This is a genomic window from Pseudomonas sp. QLc11A (assembly GCF_052112305.1).
Classification (GTDB): domain Bacteria; phylum Pseudomonadota; class Gammaproteobacteria; order Pseudomonadales; family Pseudomonadaceae; genus Aquipseudomonas; species Aquipseudomonas laurylsulfatiphila.
On sequence record NZ_JAVAJJ010000002.1, the window covers coordinates 262,015 to 280,242 of the forward strand.

Annotated in this window: 15 protein-coding genes and 2 pseudogenes; 12 read left to right on the forward strand and 5 right to left on the reverse strand. The window is 60.7% G+C overall.

The features are described from left to right. Positions 1 to 94: 94 nt before the first annotated feature. Entirely contained in the window at positions 95 to 1,897 is a 1,803-nt protein-coding gene (locus Q8X48_RS04045; RefSeq protein ID WP_407799753.1) for an acyl-CoA dehydrogenase, read from the forward strand. A 141-nt stretch (positions 1,898 to 2,038) separates the two neighbouring features. Here the strand turns inward: Q8X48_RS04045 and Q8X48_RS04050 are convergent. Further along, positions 2,039 to 2,557 (reverse strand): annotated as a pseudogene (locus tag Q8X48_RS04050) (methyl-accepting chemotaxis protein); the annotation flags it as partial. A gap of 345 nt (positions 2,558 to 2,902) precedes the next feature. Beyond that, a pseudogene (locus tag Q8X48_RS04055) lies at positions 2,903 to 3,976 on the reverse strand (HAMP domain-containing protein); the annotation flags it as partial. Between the two features lie 208 nt (positions 3,977 to 4,184). Between Q8X48_RS04055 and Q8X48_RS04060 the strand changes: the two are divergent. Further along, positions 4,185 to 4,529 (forward strand): hypothetical protein, encoded by a 345-nt coding sequence (locus Q8X48_RS04060; protein WP_407799754.1) that lies wholly within the window; start codon positions 4,185 to 4,187, stop codon positions 4,527 to 4,529. Positions 4,530 to 4,599: 70 nt separating this feature from the next. Here the strand turns inward: Q8X48_RS04060 and Q8X48_RS04065 are convergent, their stop codons facing one another. Beyond that, on the reverse strand, positions 4,600 to 4,902 hold the full coding sequence (locus Q8X48_RS04065) for a cell division protein ZapA (protein WP_126048833.1): 303 nt from the start codon (positions 4,900 to 4,902) through the stop codon (positions 4,600 to 4,602). Next, positions 4,899 to 5,129 carry a hypothetical protein gene (locus Q8X48_RS04070; protein WP_007971835.1) on the reverse strand — a complete coding sequence of 77 codons (231 nt, stop codon included), beginning with the start codon at positions 5,127 to 5,129 and terminating at the stop codon, positions 4,899 to 4,901. Before Q8X48_RS04070 ends, Q8X48_RS04065 begins: the two co-directional genes overlap by 4 nt. Before the next feature lie 390 nt (positions 5,130 to 5,519). Between Q8X48_RS04070 and Q8X48_RS04075 the strand changes: the two genes are divergently transcribed. The 4 genes from Q8X48_RS04075 (at position 5,520) to trxC (ending at position 12,684) form a co-directional block, all read left to right on the forward strand. Beyond that, positions 5,520 to 7,262: a potassium/proton antiporter gene (locus Q8X48_RS04075; protein ID WP_407799755.1), complete on the forward strand. Its 1,743-nt coding sequence runs from the start codon at positions 5,520 to 5,522 to the stop codon at positions 7,260 to 7,262. Between the two features lie 34 nt (positions 7,263 to 7,296). Further along, a complete protein-coding gene (gene mscK, locus Q8X48_RS04080) occupies positions 7,297 to 10,665 on the forward strand; it encodes a mechanosensitive channel MscK (RefSeq protein ID WP_407799756.1) in 3,369 nt (1,122 codons plus the stop codon). 48 nt (positions 10,666 to 10,713) lie between these two features. Next, the gene (selO, locus tag Q8X48_RS04085; protein ID WP_407799757.1) at positions 10,714 to 12,177 is read left to right on the forward strand and encodes a protein adenylyltransferase SelO; all 1,464 of its coding nucleotides are present in this window, start codon (positions 10,714 to 10,716) and stop codon (positions 12,175 to 12,177) included. 72 nt (positions 12,178 to 12,249) lie between these two features. Continuing rightward, complete coding sequence (gene trxC, locus Q8X48_RS04090; protein ID WP_407799758.1) at positions 12,250 to 12,684, forward strand: thioredoxin TrxC; 435 nt, start codon at positions 12,250 to 12,252, stop codon at positions 12,682 to 12,684. A gap of 126 nt (positions 12,685 to 12,810) precedes the next feature. Here trxC and Q8X48_RS04095 read toward each other — a convergent pair whose 3' ends face one another. Continuing rightward, positions 12,811 to 13,581 (reverse strand): ParA family protein, encoded by a 771-nt coding sequence (locus tag Q8X48_RS04095; protein WP_007972195.1) that lies wholly within the window; start codon positions 13,579 to 13,581, stop codon positions 12,811 to 12,813. Positions 13,582 to 13,936: 355 nt separating this feature from the next. Between Q8X48_RS04095 and Q8X48_RS04100 the strand changes: the two genes are divergently transcribed. The 6 genes from Q8X48_RS04100 to Q8X48_RS04125 are packed head-to-tail and all read left to right on the forward strand — an operon-like array spanning position 13,937 to position 18,185. Continuing rightward, positions 13,937 to 14,662, forward strand: coding sequence for a beta-ketoacyl synthase chain length factor (locus tag Q8X48_RS04100; RefSeq protein ID WP_407799759.1), 726 nt, complete (start codon positions 13,937 to 13,939; stop codon positions 14,660 to 14,662). Beyond that, positions 14,638 to 15,450 carry a lysophospholipid acyltransferase family protein gene (locus Q8X48_RS04105; protein ID WP_015093165.1) on the forward strand — a complete coding sequence of 271 codons (813 nt, stop codon included), beginning with the start codon at positions 14,638 to 14,640 and terminating at the stop codon, positions 15,448 to 15,450. Before Q8X48_RS04100 ends, Q8X48_RS04105 begins: the two co-directional genes overlap by 25 nt. Beyond that, positions 15,428 to 15,703 (forward strand): phosphopantetheine-binding protein, encoded by a 276-nt coding sequence (locus Q8X48_RS04110; protein ID WP_007972202.1) that lies wholly within the window; start codon positions 15,428 to 15,430, stop codon positions 15,701 to 15,703. The genes Q8X48_RS04105 and Q8X48_RS04110 overlap by 23 nt, the downstream gene beginning before the upstream one ends. Positions 15,704 to 15,712: 9 nt before the next feature. Next, positions 15,713 to 15,967: an acyl carrier protein gene (locus Q8X48_RS04115; protein WP_007992314.1), complete on the forward strand. Its 255-nt coding sequence runs from the start codon at positions 15,713 to 15,715 to the stop codon at positions 15,965 to 15,967. Beyond that, the gene (locus tag Q8X48_RS04120; protein ID WP_407799760.1) at positions 15,964 to 16,509 is read left to right on the forward strand and encodes a hypothetical protein; all 546 of its coding nucleotides are present in this window, start codon (positions 15,964 to 15,966) and stop codon (positions 16,507 to 16,509) included. Before Q8X48_RS04115 ends, Q8X48_RS04120 begins: the two co-directional genes overlap by 4 nt. After that, positions 16,506 to 18,185, forward strand: a complete 1,680-nt coding sequence (locus Q8X48_RS04125) for an AMP-binding protein (RefSeq protein ID WP_407799761.1) — start codon at positions 16,506 to 16,508, stop codon at positions 18,183 to 18,185. Before Q8X48_RS04120 ends, Q8X48_RS04125 begins: the two co-directional genes overlap by 4 nt. Positions 18,186 to 18,228: the final 43 nt, after the last annotated feature.

Consider the following 18,228-nt stretch of genomic DNA (forward strand, 5'->3'; position numbering starts at 1 on the left):
TCTGCGCGGCTCCAACATCACCCTTATCAATCATCCTGTTCAGCCTCTATTCCCAGCCTTAGACTCGGCCCATCCCAACAATAGGTAGGCCGCCATGTCCGAGACGTTGCTCAGTTCCCGCAATCTGGCTTTCGAGCTGTATGAAGTCCTCGATGCCGAGGGCCTGACCCAGCGTGAACGTTTCGCCGAGCACAATCGCGAAACCTTCGATGCAGCCATTGGCACCGCCCGCAGCATCGCCGAGAGGTTCTTCGCCCCGCACAACCGCAAAGGCGACGAGAACGAGCCGCGCTACGAGAACGGTCAGGCAATCCTGATTCCAGAAGTGAAACCGGCGGTGGATGCTTTCCTCGAAGCCGGCTTCCTCAACGCCGCGCGCAGTTTCGAAGCCGGCGGCATGCAACTTCCTACGCTACTGTCCCAAGCCTGCTTCGCACACTTCCAGTCGGCCAACGCCGCCTCGACCTCTTATCCGTTCCTGACCATGGGCGCGGCCAACCTGATCGAAAGCTTCGGCACCGAGGAGCAGAAGCGCCGCTTCCTGCAACCGATGATCGACGGCCGTTTCTTCGGCACCATGGCCCTGACCGAACCCCACGCGGGCTCATCGCTGTCGGATATTCGTAGCCGCGCGGAGCCTGCGTCCGACGGCACTTATCGCCTCAAGGGCAACAAGATCTTCATTTCCGGTGGCGATCATCCGCTGTCGGAAAACATCGTGCACATGGTCCTGGCCAAGCTGCCGGACGCGCCGGCCGGGGTGAAGGGCATCTCGCTGTTCATCGTGCCCAAGTTCCTGGTCAACGACGACGGCAGCCTCGGCCAGCGCAACGACGTGCTGCTGGCCGGGCTGTTCCACAAGATGGGCTGGCGTGGTACCACCTCCACCGCGCTGAATTTCGGCGATAACGGCGAGTGTGTCGGCTATCTGGTGGGCAAGCCGCACCAGGGCTTGAGCTACATGTTCCAGATGATGAACGAGGCGCGGATTGGCGTCGGCATGGGCGCGGTGATGCTCGGCTACGCCGGCTACCTGTACTCGCTGGAATATGCCCGCGAACGTCCGCAAGGCCGCGTGCCGGACAGCAAGGACCCGAACACTGCGCCAGTGGCGATCATCCAGCACGCCGACGTCAAACGCATGCTGCTGACACAAAAGGCCTACGTTGAAGGCTCGTTCGACCTCGGCCTGTACGCGGCGCGGCTGTTCGATGACACCACGACGCTGGAGACCGAAGCCGAACGCAAGCAGGCCCATGAACTGCTGGACCTGCTGACGCCAATCGTCAAATCCTGGCCCTCGGAGTTCTGCCTGAAGGCCAACGAACTTGCGATCCAGATCCTCGGCGGCCATGGCTACACCCGTGAATACCCGGTGGAGCAGTACTATCGCGACAACCGCCTGAACCCGATCCACGAAGGCACCCACGGCATTCAATCGCTGGACCTGCTGGGCCGTAAACTGGCGCAGAACGGTGGCGCGGGGCTCAAGCAACTGATCCGCCTGATCGCCGACACCGCCGAGCGTGCCCAGGCGTTCGAGTCGCTGACGCCACTACGCGAGCCGCTGGAGAAACTGGTGGCGCGCCTGCAGGCTGTGACCATCGGCCTGCTGACCGACCTGGCCCAGGGCAAGATCAACAGCAGCCTGGCGAACTCGGCGCTGTACCTGAAGGTGTTCGGGCACACCGTCATTGGCTGGCGCTGGCTAGAACAGGCGATTCGTGCCGAGGAAGGTCTGGCCAAGGGCAATGCAGCGGATGTGAGCTTCTATAAAGGCAAGTTGCAGGCAGCCCGCTACTTCCTGACATGGGAAGTGCCAGGGTGTCACCATGAGTTGGCGATTCTTGAGGCACGGGATGATGTTTGCCTGGGGATGCAGGATGAGTGGTTTTGATCCCGGCCTTGTGTAGCCTTTGAAATCCAATCGCTGGCAAGCCAGCTCCCACAGGAGTCTCTGTTGTTCACTAATCCAGTGTTCAACACCAAACCCTGTGGGAGCGGGCTTGCCCGCGATAGCGTCAGCACAGACAGCACATCACCCCAGCTTGAACCCACCCATCTGCCGCGCCAGATCATCCGCCACCCGCTGCAACGTCTGGCAATCCTCACGACAAGCCCTGACCTCCCCCGCCGTCGCCCGCGCAAGATCGGAAATGCCCTGCACGTTGCGATTGATTTCCTCGGTGACTGCCGATTGCTCTTCCGTCGCCGTCGCCACCTGATGGTTCATATCGCTGATGCGCTCCACCTGCCCGGTAATCGCGGTCAACGAGGTGCCGGTACGCTGGCTCGACTCGACACCCGTGCCGGTCGCAGCCTGCCCGGAATGCATCGACGTCACCGCGTTCTCCGCGCCTTGCTTGAGGCTGCCGATCATCTGCTGGATTTCATCGGTGGACGATTGCGTACGCCGCGCCAGGGTGCGCACCTCATCGGCCACCACGGCGAATCCACGTCCCATGTCGCCCGCGCGCGCCGCTTCGATAGCGGCGTTGAGCGCCAGCAGGTTGGTCTGCTCGGAAATCCCGCGAATCACCGCCAGCACCTGATCGATGGATGCCACTTGATGAGCCAGCTCGGCCACCGCCGTGGCCGCGACGCCGATTTCCCGGGACATGCTTTCAATATGGCGGATAGAGCCTCCCACCACCTCCCGCGCCTGTATCGCTTCATCACGAGCGGTTTGTGACGCGAACGCCGCGTTGCCGGCATTCTGCGCAATGTCCTGCACGGTCAGGCCCATTTCGTGAACAGCGGTGGCGACCATGTCTGTCATTTCCTGCTGACGATCAGAGCGTTCGGCAGTGTTGTCCACCACCCGCGCCACTTGGCCGACAGCGGTGCGCAAGCGCTCGCTGGTGGTCAGTACTTCACCGATCATGTCTCGCTGGCTATCCAGGAACCGATTGAAACCGCGCGCCAGATCGCCCAACTCATCGGCGCGACTAGAATCTAACCGGTGGGTCAAATCTCCACCACCGCTACCGATGGCCACCAGCGCCGCTGTTACCTGACGAATCGGTCGCACCAGCCCTCGGGCCAGCAACACCACCAGCAACAGGCACACCAGCGCCACCGCCAGGCCGATGCCGCTGCTCATCCACATGGCACGGCGGGCTTCGGCGTAGATCTGCGATTGCGGCACCTCGGCCACCAGGGTCCAGCCGAGATCGCGCAACGGCAGGCTCAATGCGAGGAAGTCTTCGTCGTCGCGCTGGAAGCCGCTGCTGGTGGCGGCTTTTTGACTCATCACCGCTTGCGCCGCTGTAGCACCAATCTGCTCGGCCAAGGTGCGTTTGCCGCTGAACTGCGCCTCTGGGTGAACCTGGATCAAACCGTCGGAACGCACGAGATAGACCTTGCCGCGCTCACCGAAGCTGAAATTTTGAATCAACTCCGACAGCTCTTTCATGCTCAGGCCAAGCCCCGCAACGCCCACGACTTTACCGGCCTGCTCGACCTTAAGGTCGATGAACAGCGCCAATTCTCCGGTGGCCGTGTCGTTGTCGATGTTGAGAGTGCGCGGCTGGTTGCTGTCGAGGAACGCATAGAACCAGGCATCTTTCGGATTGGATCGACTGAGGGTGCGGTCCAGGCCCTTTTCGGTGATGTAGTGATTGGACGCGGTGCCGACAATCAGCGCGGTAAAGGCTTTGTGTTCGGCGCGGATGCCTTCCAGATAGGTGGCAAAGGTGTTGGTTTGGGCACTGTCTTCACCCCCGGCCAACCAGTTGCGCACCATGCTGTTGCTGGCGATATCCTTCGCGGCGGTGAGGGGCTGGACGAGGATCCGCTCGATATCGTTGCGCATCGCCTCGATGCTCGACGGCAATGCCTGCTCGACCAGATAGCTCTGGGCGAGACGGTTGACCACGAGGGTATAAATGCCAACCACGATCAGGATGCTGACCAGCAGGGCGGTGCCCATGCTCAGGATCAACTGCCATTGAATACTGCGTCGCCAGAACTGCATGGAGCACCCCCAAAGAATAAGAGGCTGAAACACTGCAACAGTTGTGCCTGTTGTATACAAAAAAACAATACAGCTGATCACTAAAACATTATTTATTGAGCTCAACTGCACATCACATTTTCTGCACAACTATCAGATATGACAGGTTACTTCGTGGCCTTGTGTTCGTAACATGCCACCTCCATTACCGTAATAACTGGAGTCAAAGATGAAAGACGAAAATGCTAACGAAGTTAAAAACGACAGTAATATCCAGATAAATACCATGCTCAGGTATGTTCAGATTGGCGAATCTGTGTTTCTAGAGGACGACGTGTATGTCGTCTTGTCGAAGACATTCATCGAGAAGAAGTTTCAGGGGTTTGAGATCGAAATCACGCTCGCACAGCAGTCCCTGAAATCCACCCAATTCATCAGCTATGACGACATGCTCCAATTGATCAAGGTTAATGACATCCTGAATATGGAAGACCGGATCCGTAAGGTCATCAGAAAAACCTATTTCAAATCAGCAGACAGTTACTCTGTCGGAATTTCGATGGGTCCCGTCTGATCTGACTGTGCCTTGAAGTGACGTGAGGGCGCTTGTTGCAAATCGTACGCAAGCACCCTCCAGGCAATCATCAACCCTGATTGATGGTCTTGGTGATGGTCTCAACCGTGGCGCTGACTTGCTCTTGGTAACGGCCGAGTTCGAGCTTGTGCTGTTTCTGCATTTCAATCTGCTGGGAGCACAGATTCATCGCCGCCAGCACCAGCAGTCGGTCACCGATCAGTGTCGGGTACTTCCTCTTGGTTTCGGCCAGGGCTGCCTTCAACATCATCGCGGCGTCCAGCAGGGTCTGTTCTTCCCCGGCCGGTGCCTTGATCGAATAGTCCTCCCCCAGGATCGAGACGACTTTTACCCCTGCGGCGTTGTAACTCATGCGCTGACAGGACCTGCGCTGACGCGCTCAACCAGGGCCTGGATGCGAGCCGCCGTGGCGCCTTGTTTCTCTTCCTGCTCCATCAGGCTCAGTTGCAGGCTTTCGTTTTCATCCTTGGCCTGGGCCAGTTCTGCAGTCAGGGTCTGGTTGGTGCCGAGCAACGTCTGGTTCTGTTGCACCAGGTCGCTGACCAGTTGTTCCAATTGGCTTAGGGATGCTTCCAACATTTTGATATTCCGGGCTTTTTCAAAGGGCGCGTACGATAAAGAAAAGTCACCGTGGATGCCAGGGTTATACAGGCGCAAAGCCTTGATTTTGCTGACGGGCGACCTTCCTCGCGAGTTTTAAAGACTGTGATAAGCCAATCTGGTTCCTGCACTTCGTCGCCCGCCCCCAACTTGTGTAGGAGCGAGCTCGCTCGCGATGATTTCAATGGCGACGCGTTGAGTCAGGCAGTACGCGTTATCGTTGACGCCCATCGCGAGCAAGCTCGCTCCTACAGGGTTCTGCGTTTCAAAAGCTTTTTGACAGCATCACATTTCAACAGGTTAGAATCGCTGGCACGCAGACTGCATGGTCAGTTTGTGCCCGCCTTTCAGTTTTCTGGAGTACTGCCTTTGAATGCGACGACCATCAACAGCCTGTTCTTGATCGGCGCGTTGCTGGTAGGTGCGAGCATTCTGGTGAGCTCCCTTTCGTCCCGCCTCGGCATCCCGATTCTGGTGATCATCCTGGCCGTCGGCATGGCGGCCGGCGTCGATGGCGGCGGCATTATCTTCGACAACTACCCCACGGCTTACCTGGTCGGCAACCTCGCACTGGCGGTGATCCTGCTCGACGGCGGCTTGCGCACCCGGGTCTCGAGTTTCCGCGTGGCGTTATGGCCGGCGCTCTCATTGGCCACGGTCGGGGTGCTGATTACCACTGGCCTGACCGGCATGGCGGCCGCCTGGCTGTTCGACCTGAACCTGATCCAGGGCCTGCTGATCGGCGCCATCGTCGGCTCCACTGACGCCGCGGCGGTGTTCTCGCTGTTGGGTGGCAAAGGCCTGAACGAACGGGTAACCGCCAGCCTTGAAATCGAATCCGGCAGCAACGACCCGATGGCGGTGTTCCTCACCGTCACCCTGATCGACATGCTCGCCAGCGGCCAGACCGGCCTGCACTGGAGCCTGCTGACCCACCTGATCCGCGAGTTCGGCATCGGTGGCGTCATTGGCCTGGGCGGTGGCTGGCTCATGCTGCAACTGGTCAACCGCATCAACCTGGCCACCGGTCTTTATCCGATCCTGGTCATCGCCGGTGGCCTGGCGGTGTTTGCCCTGACCAACGCCCTGCACGGCAGCGGCTTCCTTGCCGTGTACCTGTGCGGCCTGGTGATCGGCAACCGTCCGGTGCGCAGCCGCCACGGCATTTTGCACATGCTCGACGGCATGGCCTGGCTGGCGCAGATCGGCATGTTCCTGGTGCTGGGGCTGTTGGTGACACCTCACGACCTGCTGCCAATCGCCTTGCCGGCACTGGCACTGGCGCTGTGGATGATTCTGTTTGCCCGGCCACTGTCGGTGGTGGTCGGCCTGCTGCCGTTCAAGGCATTCCATGGTCGTGAGAAAGTGTTCATTTCCTGGGTCGGCCTGCGCGGCGCAGTCCCGATCATTCTCGCGGTGTTCCCGCTGATGGCCGGCCTGCCCAACGCCCAGCTGTACTTCAACCTCGCCTTCTTTATCGTGTTGGTGTCGCTGCTGGTTCAGGGCACGAGCCTGCCGTGGGTTGCCAAGCTGCTCAAGGTGACGGTGCCTCCGGAGCCTGCCCCCATCTCGCGCTCGGCCCTGGAAGTGCACGTTACCAGCGAGTGGGAGCTGTTCATTTATCGCCTCGGCGCGGAAAAATGGTGCATCGGTTCGCCCCTGCGTGAGCTGAAAATGCCCGAAGGCACCCGTATCGCAGCCCTGTTTCGTGGTCAACAATTACTCCATCCGTCGGGTAGTACGGTGCTGGAAGTCGATGATTTGCTGTGTGTTATCGGCCATGAACACAACCTGCCGGCCCTCGGAAAACTCTTCAGCCAGCCCCCCCAACGGGGCCTCGATCTGCGCTTCTTCGGCGACTTCGTACTCGAAGGAGACGCCCAGCTGGCCGCGGTTGCGGCCCTGTATGGGCTGAAGGTCGAAGGCATCGATCCGGACATGTCCCTTGGCCGCTTCATTGCCCAGAAAGTCGGCGGCGCGCCGGTGGTGGGTGACCAGGTGGAATGGAACAACACCATCTGGACCGTGGCGGTCATGGACGGGAACAAGATCGGCAAAGTGGGCGTCAGATTCCCCGAAGGAAGTCGCCCGGGTCCCGGACTCTTCCTCTAAACTGCTTCCACTCTCACTTGCTTGACCGGTCTCTATGCCTAACCTGCGCTCCTTTTTCGCCATTGCCCTTCTGGGCTTGAGTCTCTCTGTCGGCCCCCTTGGTTTTTCACAAGCGGCACAAGCGGCCGAACCGCCCTCCAGCGAAGCCGTGCAAGCGAGCCTGGACAAGATTGCCGACCGCAAGCTGCCGGAAGCCGATCAGAAGGCCTTGCAATCCGTCCTGCAAGGCACGCTGAACCAGCTCAACAACAAGCGCGATTACGAGCAGAAGCTGATCGAGCTCAAGCAAACGTTGAGTTCTGCACCCAAGCAGACGATCGAGAACCAGCGCGAACTGACCCGCCTCAAGGCCAGCCCTGTGGTGCCGGTGGCGCAGCGCTTCGCCAAAGAGTCGATCCAGCAGCTGGAGCAAATGCTCACTGAGCGCTCCACCCAGCAAAGCGACCTGCAAAAAGCCCTGGGCGATGCCAACAGCCTGACCATCACTGCCCAGACCCGCCCCGAGCGCGCCCAGGCGGAGATATCCGCCAGTCAGACGCGCATCCAGCAGATCAACAATATCCTCAAGAACGGCAAGGACGCCGGCAAGACCCTGAGCGCCGAGCAGCGCGACCAGCTCAATGCCGAACTGGCGGCACTGAACGCCCTGATCCCGCTGCGCCGCCAGGAACTGGCCGGCAATACCCAATTGCAAGATCTCGGCAACAGCCAGCATGACCTGTTGTCGGAGCGATCCGACCGCCTGGACAAGGAAATCCAGGAACTGCAAACCCTGATCAACCAGAAGCGTCTGGCGTTGTCCCAGGAAACTGTCACCCAGCAATCCATCGAAGCGCAGAAAGCCGGTGGCAGCAGCCTGCTGGCCACCGAAAGCGCGGCCAACCTGAAGCTTTCGGACTACCTGCTCAAAAGCACCGACCGCCTCAACGAAGTCACCCAGCAGAACCTGCAGACCAAGCAACAACTGGACAGCCTGACCCAGAGCGATTCGGCGCTGGACGAGCAAATCAACGTGCTCAAAGGCAGCCTGCTGCTCTCGAAGATTCTCTACAAACAGAAACAGGCGTTGCCGCGCCTGCGGCTCGACCGCAACCTGGCTGACCAGATCGCTGATATTCGCCTGTATCAGTTCGAAGTCAGCCAGCAACGGGAACTGCTGAGCAATCCGACTACCTACGTTGAAAACCTGCTGTCGACCCAGCCTCCCGAGCAAGTCACGCCGCAGTTGCGCAAAAGCCTGATGGAACTGGCCACCACCCGCGCCGACCTGCTCGAGCGGCTCAATCGCGAACTGAGCGCAGTGCTCAATGAGTCCATCACCCTGCAACTGAACCAGAAGCAACTGCTCAGCACCGCACAAAGCCTGCGGGCGACGCTCGATGAGCAGATGTTCTGGATTCCCAGCAACAAACCGCTGGACCTGGAGTGGATTCACAGCGTGCCGGATCGCCTCCAGCGTCAACTCGACTCACTCCCGGTACTTTCAAGCCTGAGCGAACTGACCGACGGCTTGACCCAACGCCCGCTGCTGTTCCTGCCATTGGCCCTGCTGATCGGTGCACTGCTGTGGCGGCGCAAGAGTCTGTACGCACGACTGAACAAGGTTCACCAGGACATCGGTCACTTCAAACGCGATAGCCAGTGGCACACCCCGCAGGCGATTCTGATCAACATCCTGCTGGCGATGCCGGTTTCCCTGGGCCTCGCCTTGTGCGGGCTGGCCCTGCAAATCGACGCCCGTGGGCAGAACGCCAATATGGGCGCGGCGCTGCTGCAAATGGCCGGGGCCTGGCTGGTGTTCTACACCGCCTACCGGATCCTCGCGCCGGGTGGCGTGGCAGAACTGCATTTCCGCTGGGAAAAGCCCCAGGTGGAATTCCTGCGCAGATGGATCCGCCGCCTCGGCATCGTGGTGATGGCGCTGGTGACCGTAGTGGCCGTTGCCGAACAGCAACCGGCGGCGCTGGCCGATGACGTGCTCGGCATGCCGGTGGTGCTCACCTGCTACGCCTTGATGACCTTGCTGCTCAGCCGCTTGCTCATCAGCAGCCCGACCCACGAGAACGCCTCGCTGTTCCGCAAACTGGTGGGGATCCTGTTCACCGCCCTGCCTGTCGCGCTGTTCGTGGCGGTGTGCTTCGGCTACTACTACACCGCGCTGAAGCTCAGCGACCGCTTGATCAATACCCTGTACCTGCTGATGTTCTGGCTGGTGATCGAAGCCACCTTCGTGCGCGGCCTCAGCGTGGCGGCCCGACGGCTGGCCTACCAGCGCGCCCTGACCAAGCGCCTGGCCGCCAAAGAGGCCGGCGACGGCGAAACGGTGATCGAAGAGCCGACCATGGACATCGAGAAGGTCAACGAACAGTCCCTGCGCCTGATCCGCCTGGCACTGCTCGGCGGCTTCATGGCGGCGCTGTATTGGGTCTGGGCCGACCTGATCACCGTGTTCTCGTACCTGGACAACATCACCCTCTACGAATACACCAGCGGTACCGGCGCCAACATGAGCATGGTGCCGATCAGCATCGGCGACATGCTCGGTGCGCTGATCATCATCGGCATCACCTTCGCCCTGGCGCGCAACTTGCCCGGCCTGCTGGAAGTCTTCGTGCTGTCCAAGCTCAACCTGGCCCAGGGCAGCGCCTACGCGACCACCACGTTGCTCTCGTACGTGATCGCCGGCGTCGGTTTCGTCTCGACCCTGTCGACCCTGGGCGTGAGCTGGGACAAGTTGCAATGGCTGGTGGCGGCGCTGTCGGTCGGCCTCGGTTTCGGCATGCAGGAAATCTTCGCCAACTTCATTTCCGGCATCATGATCCTGTTCGAACGTCCGGTGCGGATCGGTGACACCATCACCATCGGCAACCTGTCGGGTACGGTGAGCAAGATCCGCATCCGTGCCACGACCATCACCGACTTCGACCGCAAGGACATCATCGTCCCGAACAAGACGTTCATCACCGGGCAACTGATCAACTGGTCGCTGACCGACACCATCACCCGGGTGACCCTCAAGCTCGGCGTCGACTACGGCTCGGACCTGGACCTGGTGAAAGAGTTGCTGCTCAAGGCAGCACGGGATAACCCGCGCGTCCTGAAAGATCCGGAGCCGCATGTGTACTTCCTGAATTTCGGCGAAAGCACCCTCGACCACGAGTTGCGCATGCACGTGCGCGACCTAGGCGACCGCAACCCGGTGCTCGACGAGGTCAACCGCTTCATCAACCGCGAGTTCAAGAAGCAACACATCAACATCTCGTTCCGGCAGATGGAGGTTTACCTCAAGAACCTGCACGGCCAGGAATACAAGATGGTGCCAATCGAGCCTGAAGCGAAAACCATCGTGCCGATCGTCGACGGCAGGCCGGCGCAAGAACCGCCCGCCGCCAAACTCGACTAACCGGTCTTTCCCCAGCAGAATGCTCGGACATTCTGCTGGAGCCGGTCCTTGAAAGCCCTCGACGAACTCACCTTCGATAATCGCTTCGACCGCCTGGGCGACGCGTTTTCCGCCCATGTGCTGCCAGAGCCCATCGACAATCCGCGCCTGGTCGTGGCCAGCCCCGCCGCCATGGCCCTGCTGGATCTCGACCCGGCCGAAGCCGAAACCCCGGAGTTCGCCGAACTGTTCAGCGGCCACAAGCTCTGGGCCGACGCGATCCCCAGGGCGATGGTCTATTCCGGGCACCAGTTCGGCTCCTACAACCCGCAACTGGGCGACGGTCGCGGCCTGTTGCTCGGCGAGGTGTACAACGAGGCCGGCGAACATTGGGACCTGCACCTCAAGGGCGCCGGCCAGACGCCGTTTTCACGCATGGGCGATGGCCGGGCGGTACTGCGTTCGTCAATCCGCGAGTTCCTCGCTTCCGAAGCCCTGAACGCCCTGAATATCCCGACCACCCGCGCCCTGTGCGTGATCGGTTCCGACACCCCGGTGTGGCGCGAAAAGCAGGAGCGCGCGGCCATGGTCCTGCGCCTGGCGCCAAGCCATGTGCGCTTCGGCCACTTCGAATACTTCTACTACACCAAACGCCCCGAGCAGCAGAAAGTGCTGGGTGATCACGTGCTGGCCATGCACTTCCCAGAGTGCCTGGAACAACCGGAACCCTACCTGGCGATGTTCCGCGAAATAGTGGAGCGCAATGCCGAACTGATCGCCAAATGGCAGGCCTATGGCTTCTGCCACGGGGTGATGAACACCGACAACATGTCGATCCTGGGCATCACCTTTGATTTCGGCCCTTTCGCCTTCCTCGACGACTTCGACGCCAACTTCATCTGCAACCACTCCGACGACCAGGGCCGTTACTCTTTCAGCAACCAGGTGCCGGTGGGCCAGTGGAACCTCAGCGCCTTGGCTCAGGCCCTGACGCCATTCATCAGCGTCGAAGCCCTGCGCGAAACCCTGGGCCTCTACCTGCCGCTGTTCCAGGCCCATTACCTGGACCTGATGCGCCGCCGCCTCGGCCTGACCACGGCGGAGGATGACGACCAGAAACTGCTGGAGAACCTGCTGCAACTGATGCAAAACAGTGGCGTCGACTACAGCCTGTTTTTCCGCCGCTTGGGTGATGAAGCACCGGAGCTGGCCATCACCCGCTTGCGCGATGACTTCGTCGACCTCAAGGGCTTTGATGCCTGGGGCGAACTCTATGTCGCCCGGGTCGCCCGTGAAGGCGCACTTGATCAAGAGCAGCGCCGCCAGCGGATGCACGCGGTCAACCCGCTGTACATCCTGCGCAACTACCTGGCACAAAAGGCCATCGATGCGGCAGAGAGCGGCGACTATTCAGAAGTTCGACGACTGCACGCAGTGCTGAGCAATCCGTTCGAGGAACAACCGGGGATGGAAAGCTACGCCGAGAGGCCGCCGGAATGGGGCAAGCATCTGGAGATCAGTTGTTCGTCGTGAGGCGCACACAATTGAAAATCTGGAGACCTGTCTCCAGATAAGGATCATTCGCTTTCGACTGGACGACTTGTCATGACCGACCCACTCCTCATTCCCTGCCCCCACTGCAACGGCCTCAACCGCATCCCCGCCGAGCGTCTCAACGACCACCCGAAATGCGGACGCTGCAAGGCCGAAGTCCTGCTGAACAAGCCGTTTGAATTGAAACAAGGCGATTACGCCAGCCAGATCAAAGGCGATCTGCCGCTGCTGGTGGACGTGTGGGCGGACTGGTGCGGGCCGTGCAAGTCGTTTGCACCGGTGTTCGAGCAGGCGGCCGGGCAACTGGAGGGCAAGTGCCGGTTGGCCAAGCTGGACAGCGAGGCGAACCAGCAGTTGTCGGCGCAGTTGGGGATTCGCTCGATCCCGAGCCTGATCCTGTTCAAGAACGGCCGGGAAGTCGCCCGGCAGAGCGGGGCTTTCCCGTTGCCGCAATTGATGAGCTGGTTGCGTAGCCAAGGCATCTGAAACAACACAGATCCTGTGGGAGCGAGCTTGCTCGCGATGACGGTGTGTCAGTCAACAGAGATGTTGAATTTGACGTCCTCATCGCGAGCAAGCTCGCTCCCACAGGGTTTTGTGTCGTCTGAAAGATCAGGCGTTTTCCAGCAGGCTGTGCAATTCGACAAACTGCTGGGTCAGCTTGTGCCGCGGGTCGAGATGGATCAGCGGCGTGTTGGCCTGGTGGGATTCGCGCATGCGTACCGAGCTGGCCAGGTACACCGGCAGCACCGGCAGGCCTTCGGCGATCAGTTCGTCGAGGATTTGCTGGGGCAGGCTGGCGCGGGCCTGGAACTGGTTGACGACGATGCCTTCGACTTCCAGGCCTTCGTTATGGTCGTCCTTCAACTCTTCGATTTCCGCCATCAGGCCGTACAGTGCCTGACGTGAAAAACTGTCGCAATCGAAGGGAATCAATACACGATCGGCGGCAATCAATGCAGAAACCGCATAAAAATTCAGCGCTGGCGGAGTATCGAGGTAAATCCGGTCGTAGTCTTCGCTAAGTTCCTCAAGCAACTTACGCAGCTTGTTGATCTTGTGCTTGGCTTCGAGTTTTGGCTGCAAGTCCGCCAGTTCGGCGGTGGCGGTAATAACGTGGAGGTTATCGAAGGGGGTTTCGTAGATGTCGACCTGATTCTTTTTGGAGAACGGCCCGGAAGACAGCGTCTGCTTGAAGAAATCGGCGATGCCCATCGGGATGTCGCTACCAGTGAGCCCCGTCAGGTACTGAGTGGAGTTGGCCTGGGCATCGAGATCCACCAATAAGGTGCGAAAACCCTCGCTGGCACTGACCGCCGCCAGATTGCAGGCAATGCTGGATTTGCCAACGCCACCTTTCTGATTGAACACCACGCGCCGCATGTCAAAACCTCCGTGTATCAAAGAATGACCGAGTGTAGTGGTGCACGGCGTTGCTTCGCTACCTTGTCGGCACAGGGACTACACAGTCAGTTGCCTTCTCTTGCTTGAAAAGCCCTGAACGGCCCGATGGTTTGACGCAGGAACCGACAGACGGAGTAGTGATTGTGTGAATAATTACCAATCGCTCAGTTTTTGCGAGCCAGTCGCTGCATCTTGTTGAGCAAAATGTAACCAGCATTTGCTACACGTTCCCGGCACCGGGATAATGCGCGCCACTCGGCGGCAAACGCCGCGCAGGGTGAGTCTCGGCTCTCGGCCACTCCCCGCGTCAAGTAAGCCCGTGAGGGCGGGATGAATGTCTGTGATCAACTTCAACATCGCCCAATGGCGCGCATGGGCCCCGGGGCTTGAGAGCGTGAACGATTGGCAGGCCTGGAGCCGGCAACCCGTCGTGCTGCCGGACAGCGATGCCGCTCCCGACGCTTCCTTTCTGCCGGCCATGCAGCGCCGCAGGCTCAGCCGCCTGGCACGGATGGCATTCAGTGTCGGCTGGCCATTGGCCGAAGGCCGGCAGGATCTGCCATTGGTCTTTGTTTCCCGTCACGGCGAAACGCCGCGCACCGTCGATATTCTCAGTGATCTGGCCACCGACCAGCCGCTGTCGCCGACCCGGTTCAGCTTGTCGGTGCATAACGCGATTATTGGTTTGTGGTCGATCATGCGCGGTGAAACCAGCGAAATGACGGCCCTGGCCGCCGCAGGCGATGGCCTGGAGCACGGCATGCTCGAAGCTGCCGCGCTGCTGGCCGAAGGCGCTGGCGCGGTACTGCTGGTGGTCACCGAAGAGCGGCCGCCGGAGGCTTACGCGACCTGGATCGACGACGTGCCGTTCCCTTATGCCGTCGGCCTGCTGATCACACCCGGTACCGACTGGCAGCTGTCCCTGAACAGCCCCTCGGATGCGTTGTCCAAATCCCGCTGGCCCCACGCGCTGAATCTGTTGCGTATGCTGCTCGGCCAGCAAACCACCTGCCAACATGCCTGGAAAAATCGTGTATGGACCTGGCAACGCAACCCGTGACCGAGAAAAACCGCGACGCCTATTACTGGCGCTTGCTGGCCACCGCCGCGAGCTTTGCCCTGTTCGGGTTGGGCGGCCTGTGCCTGCGCCTGGTGATTTTCCCTGTGCTGAACTGCCTGCCGGGCGACGCCCGGACCCATCGGCTGCGGGCCCGGCAAACGGTCAGCCGCTGTTTCTGGATTTTTGTGCGCTTCATGGCCCGTACCGGGGTGCTGACCTACGACATTGAAGGCGCGGAAAAACTCGGTCGCCCCGGGCAAATGATCCTTGCCAATCACCCCTCGCTGATCGACGTGGTGTTTCTGATCGGCCTGGTGCGTCACGCCAACTGCGTGGTCAAGCAAAGCCTGTGGGAAAACCCTTTTACCCGCGGACCGCTACGCTGCACCGAATACATCAGCAACGACGGCAGCATGGACATGCTCGACGCGGCGGCCGACGCGCTGAAAGACGGCCAGACCCTGATCATTTTCCCCGAAGGTACGCGCACCCGCCCCGACCAGGCACCGGCCTTTCATCGGGGCGGTGCGGCAATCGCCGTGCGGGGTGCGAAAATCCTCACCCCGGTCATTATCAAGGTCAACCCGACCACATTGACCAAGGCCGAGCCCTGGTACCGCATCCCCAAGCGCCGCGTGCACTTCAGTTTCCGGGTCGGGGCCGATATAGACCCACAGGCCTTCGCCGCGCTGGGGCCAGCTCCACAAGCCTCGCGCAAGCTCAACGATTATCTACATTCTTACTTCATCAAGGAGCTCGCCGAAGATGAGCGATCGGAACACCCATAGCCTGGTGCTGGAAATCAAAGAGCTGATCATCGAAGCCCTGGGCCTCGAGGATATCAGCGCCGAAGACATCGGCAACGAGCAGACACTGTTCGGCGAAGGCTTGGGCCTGGACTCGGTGGACGCCCTGGAACTGGGCCTGGCCATCCAGAAAAAGTACGGCATCAAAATCGATGCCGATGCCAAAGACACCCGTAACCACTTCAGTAACGTGGCGAGCCTTGCGGCGTTCGTCACTGCAAAACAGGCAGCTTGAGACCGGACCATGCAAACTCGTGACGACATCTTCAACACCCTGCGCGATGCCCTGGTCGAGCTATTCGAACTGGACCCCGAGCGTGTGAGCCTGGAATCCAACCTGTATCAGGACCTGGAAATCGACAGCATCGACGCGGTTGACCTGATCGATCACATCAAACGCCAGACGGGCAAGAAAATCGCCGCCGAAGAATTCAAATCGGTGCGTACCGTCAGTGACGTGGTCGAGGCGGTCTACCGTCTGGTTCAACCGGCCGCATGAGTCGACTGATCGGCCTCGGCCTGCTGCTGGCAGGCCTTTTGTATCCCTTTGCGGTGTATTTCGGCATGGAGCACTTCGCCCCCTGGCAGTTCGGCCTGCTGCTGGGCGGACTGTGGCTGGCCCGGGCGCTGACCGGCAAACGTCGGCCCGGCAGCCTGTGGATGGCGACGGTGGCCATTGTGTTCTGCCTGTTGCTGACACTGTTCGACAGCCCGGCGCTGTTGCGCTGGTATCCGGTGTTGATCAGCGTCTTCATGTTGGTGCTGTTCGGCTCGAGCCTGACATTCGGCCCACCGATCGTCGAACGCCTGGCCCGGGTGCGCGAGCCGCAATTGCCGGCCGAGGGTATTCGCTATACCCGTCAGGTGACCGTCGCCTGGAGCGTCTTTTTTCTATGCAACGGTTTGTGTGCCGCCGCCCTGACCCTCTGGGCGCCGCTGAGCTGGTGGACGCTGTACACCGGCCTGATCTCCTACGGATTGATAGGCCTGATGTTTGCCATTGAATGGCTGATACGACTTAGGGTACGAGGCCACCCATGAATTGGATAAAACTTGAGCACTTGCTGCTCAAGGCTCAGCCGGACCGCGCCATCACGACCGGTCCGGCACTGGATCACGCCCGACTCTGCGGACTGGCGCTGAGCCTGGCCGCCGGCCTGCAAGCCCGGGGTGTCCGGCAGATGGCCGTGCACCTTGAGGATGCCGCCGACCTGGCGATTGCCCTGCTCGGTGCCTGGCGTGCCGGGGTCAGCGTGCTGCTGCCGTCCGACCTGCAACCGCAGACCCGCCAACGCTGGTCAGGCGAAGTTGATCTGTGGCTGACCGATCAGCCCGACGACACGCACCTTGGCGATCTCCAACAACCACCGCTCAGCGCCGCCGCGCTGGACCTGGGTAACTGCCGACTCAGCCTGTGCACATCAGGTTCCAGTGGCGAACCCAAGCGCATCGAAAAAAACCTGCGACAACTGGCCAATGAAGTCGAAGCCCTGGAACAGCTGTGGGGCTCTGGCCTGGGCCCGGCGTGCATCATTGGCAGCGTCGCCACCCAGCACATCTACGGTTTGTTGTTTCGGGTACTGTGGCCGTTGTGCGCCGGGCGTCCGTTCGTACGCAAGCAACTGGCGTTCCCGGAAGACCTGCAACGTGCCAGCCGCGAGCACCCGGCCTTCGCCTGGGTGGCCAGCCCGGCGCTGCTCAAGCGCATGGGCGACAACCTCGACTGGCCGGCCTTGAGCTGCGTTCGCCGGGTGTTTTCCTCCGGCGGCGCATTGCCGGTCGAGGCCGCACAGAGCCTGCATGAACGTCTCGGGCAATGGCCAACGGAAATTTTCGGCAGCTCGGAAACCGGCGGCATCGCCTGGCGTCAGGGCGCTGAACTCTGGCAGCCCTTTGCCGATGTCACGCTGACTCAAGACAGTGAGGGCGCGCTGCTGATCGCTTCGCCTTACTTGCCTGACGGTCATGTCGAACAGACTGCCGATTCGGCACGCATCGCCGTCGATGGTCGCTTCGAATTGCTCGGGCGACTGGACCGGATCGTCAAACTGGAAGAAAAACGCATCTCGCTGCCGATGCTGGAACAGGCTCTCATGGCCCATGACTGGGTGAGCGAGGCGCGGCTCGGCGTGGTTCAGGAAAACCGCGCTTCCCTGGGGGCGTTGTTGGTCCCGAGCGAAACCGGTTTGCATGCTCTGCGTAATCTGGGCCGACGCAGCCTCACCGAGCACTTGCGCCAACACCTGAGCCAACACTGCGAAACCCTGGCCCTGCCAAGGCGCTGGCGCCTGCTGCGACAACTGCCGTTGAACGCTCAGGGCAAGCTGCCCCAGGCCGACGTCGACGCCCTGCTGCTGGCGCCGCGCCCCAAAGCCCCGCAGGTGCTGGAGCAAGTCGAAAGCGATGGCGAGTGGAGCCTGCAACTGGCCGTGCCACCGGACCTGGCCTATTTCAGCGGTCATTTCCCCAAGGCGCCGGTATTGCCTGGCGTGGTGCAGGTGGACTGGGCGCTGAGCCTGGGCCGGCAACTGATGAATCTGCCGGAAAAATTCGCCGGCATGGAAGTCTTGAAGTTCCAGCAACTGGTGCGCCCGGGCGATGAAATCCAGCTGCACCTGCGCTTCGACCCGGCACGCGGCAAACTTTATTTCGCCTACCGCAACGAAACCGCCACCTGCTCCAGCGGGCGGATCTTGCTGGAGGTGGTCCATGCATAAGCCGGGTGAGTGCTGCGCACTCAATCGCGAGCAAGCTCGCTCC

Bases quoted from the DNA above. Each gene is read 5' to 3' on its own strand.
- Q8X48_RS04125 (WP_407799761.1), top strand. From the start codon at position 16,506: ATGAATTGGATAAAACTTGAGCACTTGCTGCTCAAGGCTCAGCCGGAC.
- Q8X48_RS04060 (WP_407799754.1), top strand. From the start codon at position 4,185: ATGAAAGACGAAAATGCTAACGAAGTTAAAAACGACAGTAATATCCAG.
- Q8X48_RS04045 (WP_407799753.1), top strand. From the start codon at position 95: ATGTCCGAGACGTTGCTCAGTTCCCGCAATCTGGCTTTCGAGCTGTAT.
- Q8X48_RS04110 (WP_007972202.1), top strand. From the start codon at position 15,428: ATGAGCGATCGGAACACCCATAGCCTGGTGCTGGAAATCAAAGAGCTG.
- Q8X48_RS04095 (WP_007972195.1), bottom strand. From the start codon at position 13,581: ATGCGGCGCGTGGTGTTCAATCAGAAAGGTGGCGTTGGCAAATCCAGC.
- Q8X48_RS04115 (WP_007992314.1), top strand. From the start codon at position 15,713: ATGCAAACTCGTGACGACATCTTCAACACCCTGCGCGATGCCCTGGTC.
- Q8X48_RS04105 (WP_015093165.1), top strand. From the start codon at position 14,638: ATGGACCTGGCAACGCAACCCGTGACCGAGAAAAACCGCGACGCCTAT.
- Q8X48_RS04070 (WP_007971835.1), bottom strand. From the start codon at position 5,129: ATGTTGGAAGCATCCCTAAGCCAATTGGAACAACTGGTCAGCGACCTG.
- mscK (WP_407799756.1), top strand. From the start codon at position 7,297: ATGCCTAACCTGCGCTCCTTTTTCGCCATTGCCCTTCTGGGCTTGAGT.
- trxC (WP_407799758.1), top strand. From the start codon at position 12,250: ATGACCGACCCACTCCTCATTCCCTGCCCCCACTGCAACGGCCTCAAC.
- Q8X48_RS04065 (WP_126048833.1), bottom strand. From the start codon at position 4,902: ATGAGTTACAACGCCGCAGGGGTAAAAGTCGTCTCGATCCTGGGGGAG.
- Q8X48_RS04100 (WP_407799759.1), top strand. From the start codon at position 13,937: ATGTCTGTGATCAACTTCAACATCGCCCAATGGCGCGCATGGGCCCCG.
- Q8X48_RS04120 (WP_407799760.1), top strand. From the start codon at position 15,964: ATGAGTCGACTGATCGGCCTCGGCCTGCTGCTGGCAGGCCTTTTGTAT.